This window comes from Antarctobacter aquimaris (genome assembly GCF_900184945.1).
GTDB lineage: Bacteria > Pseudomonadota > Alphaproteobacteria > Rhodobacterales > Rhodobacteraceae > Maliponia > Maliponia aquimaris.
In genome coordinates this window covers 70,026-86,383 of the sequence record NZ_FXYF01000011.1, presented here as the reverse complement: position 1 = coordinate 86,383, position 16,358 = coordinate 70,026, and the positions used below count along the sequence as shown (strand labels likewise).

At 66.0% G+C, this 16,358-nt stretch carries 17 protein-coding genes; 11 read left to right on the top strand and 6 right to left on the bottom strand.

Annotated features, from left to right (window positions below):
- Window positions 1–166 precede the first annotated feature (166 nt).
- From ccoN to ccoP, 4 genes are read left to right on the top strand one after another with little or no spacing between them, the layout of a single operon-like run.
- Complete coding sequence (gene ccoN / locus MAA8898_RS18165; protein ID WP_094022445.1) at window positions 167–1,777, top strand: cytochrome-c oxidase, cbb3-type subunit I; 1,611 nt, start codon at window positions 167–169, stop codon at window positions 1,775–1,777.
- Window positions 1,778–1,789: 12 nt separating this feature from the next.
- On the top strand, window positions 1,790–2,551 hold the full coding sequence (ccoO, locus tag MAA8898_RS18160; protein WP_094022444.1) for a cytochrome-c oxidase, cbb3-type subunit II: 762 nt from the start codon (window positions 1,790–1,792) through the stop codon (window positions 2,549–2,551).
- Window positions 2,552–2,562: 11 nt separating this feature from the next.
- Window positions 2,563–2,757, top strand: coding sequence for a cbb3-type cytochrome c oxidase subunit 3 (locus MAA8898_RS18155; RefSeq protein WP_094022443.1), 195 nt, complete (start codon window positions 2,563–2,565; stop codon window positions 2,755–2,757).
- A 13-nt stretch (window positions 2,758–2,770) separates the two neighbouring features.
- Window positions 2,771–3,679, top strand: coding sequence for a cytochrome-c oxidase, cbb3-type subunit III (gene ccoP, locus MAA8898_RS18150; protein WP_094022442.1), 909 nt, complete (start codon window positions 2,771–2,773; stop codon window positions 3,677–3,679).
- A 445-nt stretch (window positions 3,680–4,124) separates the two neighbouring features.
- Here ccoP and MAA8898_RS26340 read toward each other — a convergent pair whose 3' ends face one another.
- Complete coding sequence (locus MAA8898_RS26340) at window positions 4,125–4,277, bottom strand: hypothetical protein (RefSeq protein ID WP_176445218.1); 153 nt, start codon at window positions 4,275–4,277, stop codon at window positions 4,125–4,127.
- Between the two features lie 99 nt (window positions 4,278–4,376).
- Here MAA8898_RS26340 and MAA8898_RS18145 point away from each other — a divergent pair, with 99 nt between their 5' ends.
- The 5 genes from MAA8898_RS18145 to ccoS all read left to right on the top strand — a co-directional run bounded on the left by MAA8898_RS18145 (window position 4,377) and on the right by ccoS (window position 9,602).
- Window positions 4,377–5,252 carry a LysR family transcriptional regulator gene (locus MAA8898_RS18145; protein ID WP_094022441.1) on the top strand — a complete coding sequence of 292 codons (876 nt, stop codon included), beginning with the start codon at window positions 4,377–4,379 and terminating at the stop codon, window positions 5,250–5,252.
- 93 nt (window positions 5,253–5,345) lie between these two features.
- Window positions 5,346–6,779, top strand: coding sequence for a cytochrome c oxidase accessory protein CcoG (gene ccoG, locus MAA8898_RS18140; RefSeq protein WP_094022440.1), 1,434 nt, complete (start codon window positions 5,346–5,348; stop codon window positions 6,777–6,779).
- Complete coding sequence (locus MAA8898_RS18135) at window positions 6,779–7,243, top strand: FixH family protein (protein WP_094022439.1); 465 nt, start codon at window positions 6,779–6,781, stop codon at window positions 7,241–7,243. The genes ccoG and MAA8898_RS18135 overlap by 1 nt, the downstream gene beginning before the upstream one ends.
- A 1-nt stretch (window position 7,244) precedes the next feature.
- Complete coding sequence (locus tag MAA8898_RS18130) at window positions 7,245–9,431, top strand: heavy metal translocating P-type ATPase (protein ID WP_094022438.1); 2,187 nt, start codon at window positions 7,245–7,247, stop codon at window positions 9,429–9,431.
- 12 nt (window positions 9,432–9,443) lie between these two features.
- Window positions 9,444–9,602, top strand: coding sequence for a cbb3-type cytochrome oxidase assembly protein CcoS (ccoS, locus tag MAA8898_RS18125; protein ID WP_094022437.1), 159 nt, complete (start codon window positions 9,444–9,446; stop codon window positions 9,600–9,602).
- A 3-nt stretch (window positions 9,603–9,605) separates the two neighbouring features.
- On the opposite strand, the gene MAA8898_RS18120 is transcribed toward ccoS, so the two are convergent.
- Together MAA8898_RS18120 and MAA8898_RS18115 are read right to left on the bottom strand one after the other, a co-directional pair.
- Complete coding sequence (locus MAA8898_RS18120; protein WP_094022436.1) at window positions 9,606–10,601, bottom strand: Hint domain-containing protein; 996 nt, start codon at window positions 10,599–10,601, stop codon at window positions 9,606–9,608.
- A gap of 112 nt (window positions 10,602–10,713) precedes the next feature.
- A complete protein-coding gene (locus tag MAA8898_RS18115) occupies window positions 10,714–11,172 on the bottom strand; it encodes an Lrp/AsnC family transcriptional regulator (protein ID WP_094022435.1) in 459 nt (152 codons plus the stop codon).
- Between the two features lie 138 nt (window positions 11,173–11,310).
- Here MAA8898_RS18115 and ald point away from each other — a divergent pair, with 138 nt between their 5' ends.
- Window positions 11,311–12,429: an alanine dehydrogenase gene (gene ald / locus MAA8898_RS18110; protein ID WP_094022434.1), complete on the top strand. Its 1,119-nt coding sequence runs from the start codon at window positions 11,311–11,313 to the stop codon at window positions 12,427–12,429.
- A gap of 158 nt (window positions 12,430–12,587) precedes the next feature.
- Here ald and MAA8898_RS18105 read toward each other — a convergent pair whose 3' ends face one another.
- Together MAA8898_RS18105 and mscL are read right to left on the bottom strand one after the other, a co-directional pair.
- Window positions 12,588–13,475 carry a cation diffusion facilitator family transporter gene (locus MAA8898_RS18105; RefSeq protein WP_094022433.1) on the bottom strand — a complete coding sequence of 296 codons (888 nt, stop codon included), beginning with the start codon at window positions 13,473–13,475 and terminating at the stop codon, window positions 12,588–12,590.
- A 72-nt stretch (window positions 13,476–13,547) separates the two neighbouring features.
- On the bottom strand, window positions 13,548–13,973 hold the full coding sequence (gene mscL, locus MAA8898_RS18100; protein ID WP_094022432.1) for a large conductance mechanosensitive channel protein MscL: 426 nt from the start codon (window positions 13,971–13,973) through the stop codon (window positions 13,548–13,550).
- Window positions 13,974–14,193: 220 nt separating this feature from the next.
- Here mscL and MAA8898_RS18095 point away from each other — a divergent pair, with 220 nt between their 5' ends.
- Window positions 14,194–15,717, top strand: coding sequence for a hypothetical protein (locus tag MAA8898_RS18095; protein ID WP_094022431.1), 1,524 nt, complete (start codon window positions 14,194–14,196; stop codon window positions 15,715–15,717).
- A gap of 12 nt (window positions 15,718–15,729) precedes the next feature.
- On the opposite strand, the gene MAA8898_RS18090 is transcribed toward MAA8898_RS18095, so the two are convergent.
- Window positions 15,730–16,179 (bottom strand): YtoQ family protein, encoded by a 450-nt coding sequence (locus tag MAA8898_RS18090; protein WP_094022430.1) that lies wholly within the window; start codon window positions 16,177–16,179, stop codon window positions 15,730–15,732.
- Between the last annotated feature and the right edge of the window lie 179 nt (window positions 16,180–16,358).

Here is a 16,358-nt window from a genome sequence, read left to right as displayed (position 1 = left end):
GGCTACCCCTGCGCCAAGTGTCGCACATTGACCCGCGTCAAGGCCCGCGTCCTGTTCCATTGATGCAGATCAAGGATGCCTTTCCACGAACCTCGTTAACACGGGCCCAGTCTGATAACCGCCCCTGCGGTGAACGAATCGTGCGGGTAAGACGAAGGGACGAAAAATGTTGAATTACCTCAAGCTCATCGTGCTTGGCGTGATCGCGATCTTTGCAATGATCGCGACCAATTACGCACGGGATGTGGCTTACATGGTCCATGCGATTATCATCCTGGCGGTCTCCGCCGGGCTGTTTCTGTGGGTCCTTCGCCACACCGACGAACCGGTCACGCCGGCTCCGCAAAACGAATACATGGACGGCGTGATCCGCTACGGGGTCATTGCCACCGCCTTCTGGGGCGTGATCGGGTTCCTCGTGGGCACCTGGATCGCAACCCAGCTGGCCTTTCCGTCGCTGAACTACGAATGGGCGGAGGGTTACATGAACTTCGGCCGGCTGCGGCCGCTGCACACCAGCGCGGTGATCTTTGCCTTTGGCGGCAACGCGCTGATCGCCACCTCCTTCTACGTGGTGCAGCGCACCTCCGCGGCACGGCTCTGGGGCGGCAACCTGGCCTGGTTCGTGTTCTGGGGCTACCAACTGGTGATCGTGCTGGCGGCGACGGGCTATGTGCTGGGCTCCACCCACGGCAAGGAATACGCCGAGCCGGAATGGTACGTGGACTGGTGGCTGACCGTGGTCTGGCTGGCCTACCTGGCGGTCTTTGTCGGCACCATCGTGAAGCGCAAGGAGCCCCACATCTACGTGGCCAACTGGTTCTTCTTGTCGTTCATCATCACGGTGGCGATGCTGCACGTGTTCAACAACCTGGCCATCCCGGTCTCTATCTGGGGATCGAAATCGGTGCAGGTGTTCTCGGGCGTGCAGGACGCCATGACGCAGTGGTGGTACGGCCACAACGCGGTGGGCTTCTTCCTGACCGCCGGCTTCCTGGGCATGATGTACTACTTCATCCCCAAGCAGGCCGAACGCCCGGTCTTCAGCTACAAGCTGTCGATCATCCACTTCTGGGCGCTGATCTTCATCTACATCTGGGCCGGTCCGCACCACCTGCACTACACCGCGCTGCCTGACTGGGCCTCGACGCTGGGCATGGTGTTCTCGGTCGTGCTGTGGATGCCCTCCTGGGGCGGCATGATCAACGGCCTGATGACCCTGGCCGGCGCCTGGGACAAGCTGCGCACCGACCCGGTGATCCGGATGATGGTGATCTCGGTCGGCTTCTACGGCATGTCCACCTTCGAAGGCCCGATGATGTCGATCCGCGCGGTCAACTCGCTGTCGCACTACACCGACTGGACGATCGGCCACGTGCACTCGGGTGCGCTGGGATGGAACGGCATGATCACCTTCGGCGCGCTCTACTTCCTCGTGCCCAAGCTGTGGAACCGCGAGCGGCTGTATTCGCTCTCGATGGTGTCCTGGCACTTCTGGCTCGCCACCATCGGCATCGTGCTCTACGCCGCCTCGATGTGGGTGACCGGCATCATGGAAGGCCTGATGTGGCGTGAAGTGGATGCGAACGGCTTCCTCGTGAACAGCTTCGCCGACACCGTGGGGGCCAAGTTCCCGATGTACGTCGTGCGCGCCCTCGGCGGCGGGCTCTTCCTCACCGGTGCCCTGATCATGTGTTACAACCTGTGGATGACCGCAACCCGGTCGCCGGCCGTCGAGGCCCGCGCCGCCGCGGCCCATGCCACTCCGGCCGAATAAGGAGGACCGGACATGAGCATTCTCAAGAAACACGCGATCCTGGAAAAGAACGTCACCCTGCTGGCCATCTTCGCCTTTCTCGTGGTGACCATCGGCGGCCTGGTGCAGATCGTGCCGCTGTTCTATCTCGAGAACACCATCGAGGACGTCGACGGCATGCGGCCCTACACGCCGCTGGAACTGGCCGGACGCGAGGTCTATCTGCGCGAGGGCTGTTACGTCTGCCACAGCCAGATGATCCGCCCGATGCGCGACGAGGTCGAACGCTACGGCCACTACTCGCTGGCGGTGGAAAGCAAGTACGACCACCCGTTCCAGTGGGGGTCCAAGCGGACCGGGCCGGACCTGGCCCGCGTCGGCGGCCGCTACTCGGACGACTGGCACGTCGACCACCTGCGCGATCCGCAGTCCGTGGTGCCGGAATCGGTGATGCCGAAGTACAGCTACCTCGAGCAGCGCATGCTGGACGCCGGTGGAACGCTGCAGAGCGGACACATCACCGCCGACAGGATCGGTGACATCATGTTCACCAACAGCCTTGTCGGGGTGCCCTACAGTGACGAGATGCTGGAAATGGCCGCTGCCGATTTCACCGCCCAGGCGGACCCGGACAGCGACTATGACGGCCTGCTCGAACGCTACGGGGAAAACGTGAACGTGCGCAACTTCGACGGGCAGCCGGGTGTGTCCGAGGCGGACGCGCTGATCGCCTACCTGCAGATGCTGGGCACGCTGGTCGACTTCTCGACCTTCACGCCCGACGCAAGCCGCTGAGGGAGGGACATATGGAAACCTATTCCTTCCTTCGGCAGCTGGCAGACAGCTGGGCGCTGCTGGCGATGTTCGGCTTCTTCGTGGCGATCGTGATTTGGGCCTTCCGGCCCGGATCGGGAAAGATCCACGAGGACACCGCCAACATCCCGTTCCGCAACGAAGATCGTCCCGCGCCCCAGCGGTCCGACAAACCCGCCGCAAACTGAGGAGGCCGGGAAAATGAGTGACAACAAGAAGAACGACGATCTCGACTACGAGACGACCGGACACGAGTGGGACGGCATCAAGGAGTACAACAAACCCCTGCCCAAGTGGTGGCTGTGGACCTTCTACGCCACCATCGTCTGGGCGGTCGGCTATTCCATCGCCTACCCCGCCTGGCCGGGGATCTCCGGGGCGACCCCGGGCCTGCTGGGCTTCTCGACCCGCATGAACGTGGAAAAGGCGATCGAGGACCACACCGCCGAACTGGGTCCGATCAACCAGAAGCTGGCCTCGACCGAACTGACCGAGATCTCGCAGGATCCGGAGCTGCTGACCTATGCCAACAACGCCGGCGCCGCGGTCTTCCGCAGCTGGTGCGCACAGTGCCACGGCTCGGGTGCGGCGGGGTCCAGCCAGGCGGGCTGGGCACCGGGCTACCCGAACCTGCTGGATGACGACTGGCTTTGGGGCGGCTCGATCGAGGATATTCACACCACGATCACCCACGGCATCCGCCAGCAGGCGGACGCCGACGGCGATTACCTGCGCCAGTCCGAGATGCCGGCCTTTGGCCGTGACGAACTGCTGGCCGAGGAAGAGGTCGTGCAGGTGGTGAACTACGTCCTGCAAATGTCCGGCCAGGCGCCGCAGGACGCCGAAGCCGCCGCAGCGGGTGAAGAGGTCTTTGCGGCCAACTGCTCCGGCTGCCACGGCGAGGACGGCAAGGGCGACCGCCTGCAAGGCGCGCCCAACCTGACCGATGCCATCTGGCTGTACGGCGGCGGCTACGACCAGGTCTACGAGTCGGTCTACAACGCGCGCGCCGGCGCGATGCCTGCCTGGGGCGAGCGTCTGTCCGAGGCGCAGATTCGCGCCGTGGCAAGCTACGTGCACGGCCTGGGTGGCGGCGAAGCCACCGAGTAACCGGCTGACCCGGAACAACGACAAGGCCCCCGCCGTCACCGGCGGGGGCCTTTCTTTCGTCCGCTCGGCAGCACCGGGGCCAGCGCACTCCTTCGCCCGGGTCGCAAGGAAAATTCTGTATGGCCGGGCAAAAAATTCGTGTCGAGAACGGGTCTGTTTGACCCAAGTCAATGCGCCCGCCGCCGGCCCTGTTATGATTTCCTTAACGGCATCGAGGTCTCGGCCCCGATGTCCGGTTCCCCGCCCTCAGGGGTGGGGTAAGGCGCTGGTGTCCTGTCCTGTTCGCGCGTTTCCTGGGACACCAGCGCCCTTTTGCCTTTCCCACCCAAAACGATCCTCTCAGCGCCCCGAGGGGCCGCGGACCAGCCTGCGCCGGGGCGGCAGGGTCCAGCCCTGCCAGGGCCAAAGACCCGCCTGCCACAGACGTGGGTGAAAGACGACCGGATCAATCATCCCTGCGCGCCTTCCAGATGCCCTGATGGCGACCGGAACCGCCAACTGGCGCACGCAGGCGCGGCAGGTCGTGGCGCACCGGGGTTTCCTGGTCGGGGGCGGTACGGGTGGCGGTCATGAAGCTTCTGGCGAAAATGCTGAACATGGGGATCTCCTCGACAAGGTGTCTGATGATCCGATCTTGACCCGGGATGGCGGTTCATGCGACTCAGGAAAACATCTCTAATGTAAGCCTGCATTACACATGAACTGGTCCGCCCTGCCCCCGCTTTCAGCCCTGCGTGCCTTTGCTGCCTATGCAGAAACACGCTCCGTCAGCAGTGCCGGCGCATTGCTCAATGTTAGCCATGCTGCCATAAGCCAGCAGATGCGCGCATTGGAGGGCCACCTGGGCCTTGCCCTGTTGGACCGCTCGGGCCGCCAGATGGCGCTGACCCCCGAGGGCGAGACCCTGGCGCGCACCCTGGCCGAGGCCTTTGGCAGCATCGCCCTCACGGTCGAGGCGCTGACCGGGGCCGACGCCGCGCGCCCGTTGCAGATCTCGACCACGCCGACCTTTGCCGCCGCCTGGCTGATGCCGCGTCTGCACGGCTTTCGCGAACGGCACCCAGAGATCAACCTGATGATCGACCCTTCGGCCCAGGTGCAGGCACTGGAACCGGGCGGCATCGACGTGGCGCTGCGCTACGGCGACGGTCACTGGCCCGGGCTCGAGTCCGAATTGCTGGTGCGGTCCCCCATCGTCGTGGTCGCCGCGCCCGAGCTCGTCGGCACGCGGCAGATCGCCTCGCCCGCCGACCTGCGCGACGAACACTGGTTGCAGGAACTGGGCACCAGCGAGACCACCGACTGGTTCAAACGGCACGGCGTGGACCGCGACGCCGGGCGCGGCTATACCGCTCTGCCGGGCAACCTGATGATGGAGGCCGCCCGCGCCGGACAGGGGTTCGCCATCTGCGCCGGGGTCTTTGTCGAACAGGACATCCAGGCGGGCCGTCTGTGCAAGCTCTTCGAGGACACGCGCAAGTCCGGCTACCACATCGTCACCCGTCCCGGCGTGCCGCGCCCGCCGCTGAAAGCCTTCCTGACCTGGCTGCGCCGCGAGGCCGCGAAAAGCTGACTATGAAATTCAGAAATTGATGCAGGTCAAAGCTGCGGCGCGGCATCTTTGGGAAAAGCAGCTCAAACCCGTATCCAACGGAGCGATTCCCCCGTGTCCGACGACAATTCCCCTGCCCCCTCCCTCTACGCCTCGCGCGAACCGATCTTTCCCCGGCGGGTCAGCGGCAAGTTCCGCAATCTCAAGTGGGTCATCATGATCGTGACGCTGGGGATCTACTACATCACCCCCTGGCTGCGTTGGGACCGCGGGCCGCAACTGCCGGACCAGGCGGTGCTGATCGACCTTGCCCATCGCCGCTTCTTCTTCTTCTGGATCGAGATCTGGCCGCATGAATTCTACTTTGTCGCCGGCCTGCTGATCATGGCGGGCCTTGGCCTGTTCCTGTTCACCTCGGCGCTGGGGCGCGTCTGGTGCGGCTACGCCTGCCCGCAGACCGTCTGGACGGACCTCTACATTCTGGTCGAGCGCTGGATCGAGGGGGATCGCAACGCCCGCCTGCGCCTGCACCGGCAAAAGAAGATGGACGCGCGCAAGCTGCGGCTGCGGCTGACGAAATGGATCGCCTGGTTCCTGATCGGTCTCGCCACCGGGGGGGCCTGGGTCTTCTACTTCGCCGATGCGCCGACGCTGTTCATGGACCTCATCACCGGGCAGGCGCACCCCGTCGCCTACACCACCACGCTGATCCTGACGCTGACCACCTTCTTCTTTGGCGGCTTTGCGCGGGAACAGATCTGCATCTATGCCTGCCCCTGGCCACGCATCCAGGCCGCGATGATGGACGAGGACACGCTGACCGTCGGTTACCGCGACTGGCGCGGAGAACCGCGCGGCAAGCACCGCAAGAGCGAAGGCGCCGACAAGCTGGGCGATTGCATCGACTGCATGGCCTGTGTCAACGTCTGCCCCATGGGCATCGACATTCGCGACGGCCAGCAGATGGAGTGCATCACCTGCGCCCTCTGCATCGACGCCTGTGACGACGTCATGGCCAAGATCGGCAAGCCGCGCGGGCTGATCGACTACCTGGCCCTGTCGGACGAACCGCACGAACGCGCCGGAAGCACCCCGCGCCCGATCTGGCAGCATGTCTTCCGCGCCCGCACCATCATGTACACCACGTTGTGGAGCCTCGTGGGCATCGGCCTCGTCTTTGCGCTGTTCATCCGTCCCGACCTCGAGATGACGGTGGCCCCGGTGCGCAACCCGACCTTTGTCACCCTCTCGGACGGCTCGGTCCGCAACACCTACGACGTGCGCCTGCTGAACAAGCATGGTGACGACCGCCCGTTCCGCATCACGCTCAAGGGCGACCTGACGCTGCGGGTCCAGCTGGAAGGCACGCCCTACCAGACCGTCACCGTGCCCGCGAACGAAACCTTCCTGCAGCGCGTCTATGTCATCGCGCCCAACGGCTCGGCCCCGGCCAATGCCGAACGGACCGAGTTCCGTTTCTGGGTCGAGGACCTGACCACCGGCGACCGCGCGCACACCGACACCCTCTTCAACGGAAAGGCGAACTGATGACCAAGAAGGAATTCCGGCTGACCGGCTGGCACGCGCTGGGCATCTTCGGCGGCGCCTTTGCGGTCATCATCGGGGTCAACATCGCGCTGGCCGTCAACGCGGTAAAGACCTTCCCAGGGCTCGAAGTCTCGAACTCCTACGTCGCCAGCCAGACCTTCAACGCCCGCCGCGCCGCACAGGTGGCGCTGGGCTGGACGGTCAAGGCCCGGCTGGACGAGGATTACCTGATCCTCTCCATCACCGACGCCGACGGCCGCCCGGTACAGGCCGCCGACCTGGCGGCCAAGGTCGGCCGCCCCACCAACGTCAGCGAGGACCGCGAGCCGGTCTTTACCTTCGACGGCCGCGACTATGTCGCGCAAACCGACCTGCGCCCGGGCAACTGGGACGTCTGGCTGACCGCGACCGCGCCGGACGGCACCATCTTTGAACAGCGGCTCGAACTTACGGTGGCCAACTGACATGACCGCCACCCTGCGCCCCCCGGTATCCGCCTGCCCCGCCTGTTCTGCGGCCCCGGCCGCCGAGGCGCTGGCCGCGCTGGACACCCCCACCGACGCGCACATCGTCCTATCGCTGCCGACGATCCATTGCGCCGCCTGCATGTCCAGCGTCGAACGCGCGCTGAACGCGCTGCCGCAGGTGCATTCCGCCCGCGTCAACCTGACACTGAAACGGGTCACCATCGAGGCCGACCCGGACGTCACCGCCGAGGACATGATCCCGGTGGTTCAGGCGGCGGGCTACGAGGCGCACGAGCTTGACAACACCGCCCTGGCCGCCACCGCCACGGACAAGGCCGGGCGTGACCTGCTGATGCGGCTGGCCGTCGCCGGCTTTGCCTCGATGAACGTCATGCTGCTGTCGGTCGCGGTCTGGTCCGGCGCCGAAGGACCGACGCGCGACCTGTTCCATTGGATCTCGGCCGCCATCGTGCTGCCGGCGGTGGGCTTTTCGGCGATGCCCTTCTTCCGCAACGCCTGGACTGCGCTGTCGGCGCGGCGGCTGAACATGGACGTGCCGATCAGCCTGGCCATCCTGCTGGCGGTGGTCACCTCGCTGTGGGAAACCTCGCTGTCCGGCGAACACGCCTATTTCGACGCCGCCATCGCGCTGACCTTCTTCCTGCTGACCGGCCGCTACCTCGATCACCGCACCCGCTCCATGGCCCGTTCTGCGGCCGAGGAACTGACCGCGCTGGAGGTGCCGCGCGCCTGGCGGCTGACCGATGACGGCGAAGAGCAGGTTTCCGTCAGCGCCCTTGCGGTCGGCGATCTGGTCCGCGTCCGCCCCGGTGGCCGCATGCCGGTGGACGGCGAGATCGTCGCCGGAACATCGGAGCTTGACCGCTCGCTGCTGACCGGCGAGACGCTGCCAGTCTTTGCCGAACCGGGCCGCGCCGTCAGCGCGGGCGAGGTCAACCTGACCGGCCCGCTGACCATCCGCGCCTCCGCCGTCGGCCGCGACACCTCGTTACACCGCATGGCGGACCTGGTCGCCATCGCCGAATCCGGCCGCTCGCGCTATACCTCGCTGGCCGACCGCGCGGCCAAGCTCTACGCGCCGGGCGTGCACATCCTGTCGGCGCTGGCCTTCCTCGGCTGGCTGGCCTGGACTGGCGACATGCGCGTGGCGGTCAACATCGCCGCCGCCGTGCTGATCATCACCTGCCCCTGCGCGCTGGGTCTCGCCGTGCCGGCCGTCACCACCGCCGCCTCGGGCCGGCTGTTCCGCCGCGGCCTGCTGATCAAGGACGCCACCGCGCTGGAACGGCTGGCGCAGGTCGACACCGTGGTCTTTGACAAGACCGGCACGCTGACCGCGGGCACGCCCGAAGTGACCAACCTCGGCGACTTCACCCGCCGCGACCTCGAGATCGCGCTGGCGCTGGGCGAAGGCTCCAGCCACCCGCTGTCGCGCGCCCTGACCGAAGCGGCCCGCGCCGCCGGGATCAAGCCCGCCGCCGTGACCGATGTCGCCGAGGTGCCGGGCCACGGCACCACGGGCACCTGGCACGGGCAGGAGGTGCGGCTGGGCCGCGCCGCCTGGGTGGGTGGCGGACGCACCGACCAGACCGCCGCCTGGCTGCGCGTGGGCGACGGCCCGGCGCAGGCCTTCACCTTCACCGACCGGCTGCGCGAGGGTGCCGAAACCACCGTCCGCCAGCTGACCGAAGCGGGGCTGAAGGTCGTCCTGGTCTCCGGCGACACCACCCCGGCGGTCGAATCCCTGGCCCGGCGCCTGGGCATCACCCATTGGGTCGCCGAGGCGCTGCCGCAGGACAAGACCGCGCGGATCGACCTGCTGACCCGCGAGGGCGGCACCGTGCTGATGGTCGGCGACGGGCTCAATGACACCGCGGCGCTGCGCGCGGCGCATGCCTCGATCTCGCCCGCCTCGGCGCTGGACGCCGCAAGGGTCGCCTCGGACATCGTGCTGCTGGGTGGCTCGCTCGACCCGATCCCCGAGGCGCTGCGCACCGCGCGCAAGGCCACCCGCCGCATCCGCGAGAACTTCACCATCGCCACCTGGTACAACGTGATCGCCGTGCCGCTGGCTGTGGCCGGGCTCTGCTCGCCTCTGATTGCCGCATTGGCCATGTCGATCAGCTCGATTACCGTGTCGGTCAATGCCCTGCGGCTGCGCTGAAGGAGGCCCGCGATGAACGTCCTGACCTACCTGATCCCGATCTCGCTGGTGCTGGGTGGGCTCGGCCTCGCCTTCTTTGTCTTTACCCTGAGGTCGAACCAGTACGATGACCCCGAAGGGGATGCCCGCCGCATCCTGTCGGGCGACTACGACGACAAGCCCAAGAGCTGACGGTCAGATCTGCGCCATTTCACGCTCCGGCACCCGCCGCAGGGGCGCGATCAGCGCACCTTCGGCGCGCCGCAGCAACGGCCTGCAAGGCGCGCCATCGAATCCCGCCGTCACCGAAGAGATCGCGGCACGGTCCTCGGCGCTCAGCAATTCGCGGGTGCGCAGACCGGGAAACAGGCTTTCGCAGGGGGCCCCTTCGGCAATCAGGATGTCGTGGCGGTCCAGCAGGATGTGCACATAGGTCACCGTCTCCTTCTGCACCTGGCGCACGTTCTTGCCGTCCACCAGGGAAATCGCGGGCACCAGGACCTCGGACGCGCCGAATTGCAGGTCGGCCTCTGGCGCACTTATCAGCACGCGATGCTGCGGCGACAGCTTGACCGTGGCGAAATTCCCGATGGTCCCCTTGGCAAATCGGACCGGCGCCATCGACCCGGTGCCATCGACGGACTTGTGCCCCAGCCAGCGCACTTCGCGCTTGGTCCCGCCCCAGGTGCAGACGGTCTGGCCAACCTCCAGCTTGTCCACCCGCACATAGCCCCGGGGGGTCGCCACGCGAACCGATTGTTCGAAACAGATGTACTCGTGGGTATAGTTCGAATCCATGTCGTTGTAGTAGAACTGTGGCGGCGTGCCCTGAGTGAAGTTGGTCCAATACCAGTTTTCGAGATCCACGTTGGGGGTCCAGACGACCTGGGTCAGCGCACCGTTCTGATCGGTTCCCTCGAACACGATGACGCCGGTATCCCCGCCTCTGGTGTCGCTCCGCAACACCACGGCATCCAGCAGCTTGGTCCCCCCGCTCCCGCCAAAGCTGATGTCGTAGGTATCGCCGACTTCGAACAGACGCGGTTCCGCATCTCCGGCCTTGGTCGTGATGACCAGGTCTTTTGACACGTTGGGATTGTCGTCGAAACGGGACCGCATCGACGTCGCACGCACGTTGCTGCCCGTCGAAACCGCAAAGCTGTTGTCCTCGGCATAGATACTGAAAGGCATCCACCATCTCCGTCTTTGCAGAGGGTCTGGCAGGAATATCGAAAAAGAGGACTAAATCAGGCGTCTTCGCCTTGAACATTCTGCGAAAAAATCGACGGAAACCAGCATTTTCTCATATCGGCAGGGCTGTCGTCTTGAACACCGTCTTCAAGGCAAACGAGCTTTGCATCTGCGCCACGCCGGGCAGGCGCGTCAGGTACTGGCGGTGGATGCGGGCGAAATCCTCGGTGTCCTCGGCCACGACCTTCAGGATGTAATCGGCCGTCCCGGCCATCAGGTGGCACTCCAGCACGTCGGGCACCCGCGACACCGCCTTTTCGAAGGCGTCCAGCACCTCGTTGGCCTGCGCGGTCAGCTTGATCTCGACAAAGACCGTGGTAGGCAGGCCCAGCCGCCGTTCGTCCAGCAGCGCGACGTAGTCACGGAGATAGCCCTCTGCCTCCAGCCGCTGCACCCGCCGGTGACAGGCCGAAGCCGACAGGTGCACCTCTTCCGACAGGTCCGCGTTGGAAATGCGCCCCTTGCGCTGCAACACCCGCAGGATACGCCGGTCCGTCTCATCCAGCTCCATCTGCGCAAGAACCTCCACCGTTCGCGGCCATTCTTCGAACAAATGTGCGCCGCCCGCCCGAAGAGAAAGCAAGCTTGGAATCGGTTTGCAAGCCCTTGCTGGCATACTTTCGGCAAACCGCGATAAAGGATGCCTTCCATGAAGATCGGATGCCCGACCGAAATCAAGCCGCAGGAATTCCGCGTCGGCCTGACACCCAACGCCGCGCGCGAGGCCGTGGCCGCCGGCCATGAGGTGATCGTTCAGAAGGGCGCCGGGACCGGCGCAGGCTTTACCGATGCCGACTACACCGCCGCCGGCGCGCATCTGGCCGACACCGCACAGGAGATCTTTGCCACCGCCGACATGATCGTGAAGGTCAAGGAACCGCAGGCCCCCGAGCGCGCCATGCTGCGTGAAGGCCAGGTGCTGTTCACCTACCTGCACCTCGCGCCCGATCCGGAGCAGACCAGGGACCTGCTGGCTTCGGGCGCCACCTGCATCGCCTACGAGACGGTCACCGATGATCGTGGCGGCCTGCCGCTGCTGGCCCCGATGTCCGAGGTGGCCGGGCGGCTTGCGCCGCAGGTCGGTGCCTGGACCCTGCAGAAGGCCAACGGCGGGCTTGGCGTGCTGATGGGCGGCGTGCCCGGCGTGCGTCCCGCGAATGTGGCCATCATCGGTGGCGGCGTCGTCGGCACGGCGGCGGCTAGGGTGGCGGTCGGCATGGGCGCCAACGTCACCGTGCTGGACCGGTCGGTGCCGCGCCTGTCCTATCTCGACGATGTCTTCATGGGACGGCTGACCACCCAGTATTCCGATCGCGGCGGACTGGCCGAACTGCTGCCGCGCATGGACCTGGTGATCGGCGCGGTGCTGATCCCCGGCGCCGAGGCGCCCAAGCTGATCAAGCGCGCGGATCTGGCCACCATGAAGCCCGGCGCGGCGCTGGTGGACGTGGCCATCGACCAGGGCGGCTGTTTTGAGACCTCCAGGGCCACCACCCACGCCGACCCGGTCTACGAGGTCGACGGCATCATGCATTACTGCGTGGCCAACATGCCGGGCGCCGTGGCGCGCACCTCGACCATCGCGCTGGGCAACGCCACCATGCCCTTCATGCTGGCGCTGGCCAACAAGGGTTGGCGGCAGGCCTGCGCCGAAGACCCGCACCTGCTGAACGGGCTGAACGTCCACGCCGGCAAGCTGACCTACTACGCCGTGGGTGTTGCGCAGGGACTGGACGTGACCTCGCCGCAACTGGTGATCAAGGGCTGATCAGAGGGGTGTCGGATCGCTGGCGCGATCCGACAGGCCGGGGGCTCTGCCCGTCGCCATTGGGCTTGAACCAATGGCGCTCCACCGGCGCCCCCCGAGGTATTTCAAAAACCGAAGAAGCCGCGAAAGCACGATGGCCGACGTGCAAGGCGGCCGTTTCAGAGCACGACGATGCCGTTGTGCTTGGCCTTGTGGTCGGGTTCGACGTGGATGGTGATGCGGCTGCCTTCGAAGGCAGCCTTGAGCGCCGCCTCGATCCGGTCGCAGATGTCGTGCGCGGCATCGACCGACATCTCGCCCGGCACCACCAGGTGAAACTCGACAAAGGTCGCCTGCCCGGCATGGCGCGCGCGCAGGTCATGCGCCTCGACCGCGCCATCGGCATTGGCCGAGATGAGGTCCCGCATCCGCTCGAGGTCGGCATCGGGGACGCTGACGTCCATCAGCCCCGCCACCGATCCGCGCACCACCTGCCAGCCGGACCACAGGATGTTGAGTGCGACCAGCCCCGCCAGCAGCGGGTCGAGCCAGAGCGCGCCCGTCAGCACCGCCGCCACCACGCCGATGCCGACCCCGACCGAGGAGACCACGTCCGTCATCAGGTGCTTGCCGTCCGCCACCAGCGCCGGCGAACGCAGCGCCCTCCCTTCGCGCATCAGCACGAAGGACCAGAGCGCGTTGATCGCCCCCGCCACGGCGATCAGCGCAAGGCCGACAAAGGGCGCGTCGATGGCGCGCGGCGCCTGGTAGGCGCCCCAGGCCTCGTTCAGGATGAAGACGGCGGCGACGACGATCAGCACGCCTTCCATGACCGCGCTGAAATACTCCGCCTTGTGATGGCCAAAGGGGTGCTGGGCATCGGCCGGCTGCGCGGCGATTCGCACGGCGACAAAGGCGGCGACCGCCGTGGCGACGTTGACGATGCTTTCCAGTGCGTCCGACAGCAGGGCGACGGAGCCGGTCAGCCCCCAGGCCGCCAACTTGACCGCCAGCACGACCAGCCCGACCAGGATGCTGCCCAGGGCGATCTTCACGGCTCTCGGCATGGCGACTCCCGGCAGGCTGCGTCGAGGGGCCTGATAGCCAAGCCCCCCGGTTGGCGCAACCCGTGCGCCGGTCTACTCGCGCTTGAGGCTGTCGCGGATCTCGAGCAGCACCTCGAGTTCGGTCGGGCCCTTGGGCGCTTCGGGCGCGGCGGCCTCTTTCCTGGCCGCGGCATCCTTGATGCGGTTCACCATCTTGACGAGGATGAAGACCACGAAGGCCACGATCAGGAAGTTGATCACCGCCATGATGAACTGACCGATGGCAAAGACCGGCGCGCCGGCATCCTGTGCCGCCTTGATCGAGGCATAGTCGTTCCCGTCCAGCGCGTAGAACCAGCCGGAAAAATCGATGCCGCCGGTGAACAGCGCGATGATCGGGTTGATGATGTCGCCGACCAGCGACGTGACGATCGCGGTGAAGGCCGCGCCGATGATGATGCCCACGGCCATGTCCATGACATTGCCCTTGGCGATAAAGTCCCTGAATTCCTTGATCATGGTGTGTCCCCTCGTGATTCCGGGCGTTTCTGCCCGCCCCATTCATCGTGTGACAGGGCAATCGCACAAAGAATTGCCTCTGGCACCGGGTAAAACAGCGCCCGCTTTCCCCCACCGCCCTTGACGTCACCTACGACCCCGCTGCGCCGCCTTGTCGGGCTTGTCCGCAGCGGGATTGCGAATTAGCCTGCCTGCCGAGCAAGCAATTGAAAGGATTGGAATGATCCGCGCAATCGTCCTGTTGGTGATCCCTCTCATGGCCCCTGCCGCGCATGCCGCCACGCTGGAATCCGTCGACTCGCCCCATTGCCTCGCCCGGTTGTCCGGGCAGATCGCGAACGGGGATTCGCAAAAAATCCTCGAGGCGCTGCCCGAATGGAAAGCCCGGGCGGAATTCCCGCGCGACCTGGCGCTCTGCCTGGACAGCCCGGGCGGATCCTTGCTGGAAGGCACCAGGATCGCGGCTCTTGTCGAGGAAAACCGCATCGGCACGGTGATCGACGACGGCGCGGTCTGCCTGTCCGCCTGTTCCATCATCTTCATGCTGGGGGCGATCGACGGGGGCGAGTTGACGGCGGATATCGGTGACAACCGCGTGCTGCTCGAGTTTTCGCGCCGCTTGCACGTGAACGGCACGCTGGGCTTTCACCGCCCGTCGTTCGAGGCACCGGACAGGTCCTACAGCCGCATGGACATCCAGAAAAGCTTTGACCTGGCCATCCTGTCGTCGCTGGAATTCATGCGCATGGCCAACCGCTGGAAGCCCGCCGAGGGCGCACCGGCGATGAAGGCCGACCTTGTCGAAGCGTTGCTGGAGCACAAGGGACAGGATTTCTTTTACATCGACACGGTGGACAAGGCCGGGCGATGGGACATCACCGTGTTTGGCTACGATGCACCGAGACGTACCAGCGCGCGCGAGGCGCTGAACGCCTGCGACAACCTGTCGAACTGGCACGTGGGCGGCACGCCGCCCCCGGTGCGCAACGCCGACACCGACACGCTGAAGCGGCTGACGACGCGCTACGCGCAGGGCTCGTTGCGCGCGGGCGAGCCGGTGGAAATCTTTACGCCCATCTACAGCGTCTCGGGGCGCGACGCCTTCTTTCATGCCGACGGACGCATGGGAGAGCGCTACTGCCAGATCGACATGGACACTTATGACGGACCGGACGGCGAAAGGGTGATGACGGTGGGCGCCTGCGGCGGGGACTCTGTCCTCGGCACGTCTTTCTTCGAATACTGCGGCCCGCAGGACGTGACGCCGGTGATGGAATTCTACGACACGATCACGATCTTTCCGTCCGAAACACCCCTGCGCGACCTGCCGCAGATGGCGCGCCGGATCGAGGCCGAGGCCGACGAGATCGAAACGGGCCTGATGCCGCCTGCGGGCCTGTCCTGCGGCGCGGCCGAGGATCACATGATCGGCGTTGTTGCGCCCGAAGGACACGTCATGCTGCACGAAAGCCCTGACCCGACCTCGAAACAGGTTGGCAAGGCCTACAACTACAGCCGCCTCTGGCGCGGCAAGATCTCCGGCAAGCTGTTCGGGACGGAGGAAGAGCGCGCCACGTGTCTTGACGCCTGCACCGGCTGGGCCGATGCGGCAGAGCTGCCGGCAGACGCACGGCAGCAGATCATCGACACGATCACAGCCTGTTTCAACAACGATGTCGTCTGGTGGAACGCCGACCTGGGGCACGGCAAGGAGGGCTGGGCCAGCGCCAGATATCTGCGCTGACCCCGCCCGGGATCATCCGGGCAAGGTGCCGGTGAGCACGTAGCGCAACACCTGCACCACCTGCTCGGGGGTGCGGGCCACGGCGAGGGCGGCGGCGTCCACTTCCTTCAGCGCGTGGTCGTGCTCGGGCGGTTGCAGGATGATCAGCGACTTGCCCAGCGCGCTGGCATAGCCCGCGTCAAAGGCGGCGTTCCACTGCTTGTACTTGTCGCCGAAGCGCACGACGACAACATCGGCATCGGCGATGCCCTTGCGGGTGCGGATCGCGTTGACCATCGCACCCTTGTGGTCGTGCCAGTACTTGTTCGGCTCTTCGCCCAGGATGGCGACGCCGCAATCGTCGCTGGCGGCGTGGTCAGTCACCGGCGCGCCAAAGGTGATGTCGAGGCCCTGCGCGCCGGCGATGATCTGCTCGCGCCAGTCGGTGTGAATTTCTCCCGAGAGATAGACGGTGAGTCCCATGTCGCTCCTTTCAAGATCAAGGGCGCTTGGGGCGCCCTTGTCCGGAGCAACATATCGGTCGAGGCGCCCGTGGCAAGGCTGAGGGGGGGCGCTGCCCCCGTCTCCCTCCGGTCGACTCCCCCGGGTGTATTTGGACAGAGAAGAAGCCCTCGGCGCAAGCCTGGACCCGCCCGGCGCGC

Excerpts from the sequence above, each read along its gene's own strand:
- ccoN (WP_094022445.1), top strand. The coding sequence starts at position 167 with ATGTTGAATTACCTCAAGCTCATCGTGCTTGGCGTGATCGCGATCTTT.
- ccoO (WP_094022444.1), top strand. The coding sequence starts at position 1,790 with ATGAGCATTCTCAAGAAACACGCGATCCTGGAAAAGAACGTCACCCTG.
- MAA8898_RS18155 (WP_094022443.1), top strand. The coding sequence starts at position 2,563 with ATGGAAACCTATTCCTTCCTTCGGCAGCTGGCAGACAGCTGGGCGCTG.
- ccoP (WP_094022442.1), top strand. The coding sequence starts at position 2,771 with ATGAGTGACAACAAGAAGAACGACGATCTCGACTACGAGACGACCGGA.
- MAA8898_RS26340 (WP_176445218.1), bottom strand. The coding sequence starts at position 4,277 with ATGTTCAGCATTTTCGCCAGAAGCTTCATGACCGCCACCCGTACCGCC.
- MAA8898_RS18145 (WP_094022441.1), top strand. The coding sequence starts at position 4,377 with ATGAACTGGTCCGCCCTGCCCCCGCTTTCAGCCCTGCGTGCCTTTGCT.
- MAA8898_RS18135 (WP_094022439.1), top strand. The coding sequence starts at position 6,779 with ATGACCAAGAAGGAATTCCGGCTGACCGGCTGGCACGCGCTGGGCATC.
- MAA8898_RS18130 (WP_094022438.1), top strand. The coding sequence starts at position 7,245 with ATGACCGCCACCCTGCGCCCCCCGGTATCCGCCTGCCCCGCCTGTTCT.
- ccoS (WP_094022437.1), top strand. The coding sequence starts at position 9,444 with ATGAACGTCCTGACCTACCTGATCCCGATCTCGCTGGTGCTGGGTGGG.
- MAA8898_RS18120 (WP_094022436.1), bottom strand. The coding sequence starts at position 10,601 with ATGCCTTTCAGTATCTATGCCGAGGACAACAGCTTTGCGGTTTCGACG.
- MAA8898_RS18115 (WP_094022435.1), bottom strand. The coding sequence starts at position 11,172 with ATGGAGCTGGATGAGACGGACCGGCGTATCCTGCGGGTGTTGCAGCGC.
- ald (WP_094022434.1), top strand. The coding sequence starts at position 11,311 with ATGAAGATCGGATGCCCGACCGAAATCAAGCCGCAGGAATTCCGCGTC.
- MAA8898_RS18105 (WP_094022433.1), bottom strand. The coding sequence starts at position 13,475 with ATGCCGAGAGCCGTGAAGATCGCCCTGGGCAGCATCCTGGTCGGGCTG.
- mscL (WP_094022432.1), bottom strand. The coding sequence starts at position 13,973 with ATGATCAAGGAATTCAGGGACTTTATCGCCAAGGGCAATGTCATGGAC.
- MAA8898_RS18095 (WP_094022431.1), top strand. The coding sequence starts at position 14,194 with ATGATCCGCGCAATCGTCCTGTTGGTGATCCCTCTCATGGCCCCTGCC.
- MAA8898_RS18090 (WP_094022430.1), bottom strand. The coding sequence starts at position 16,179 with ATGGGACTCACCGTCTATCTCTCGGGAGAAATTCACACCGACTGGCGC.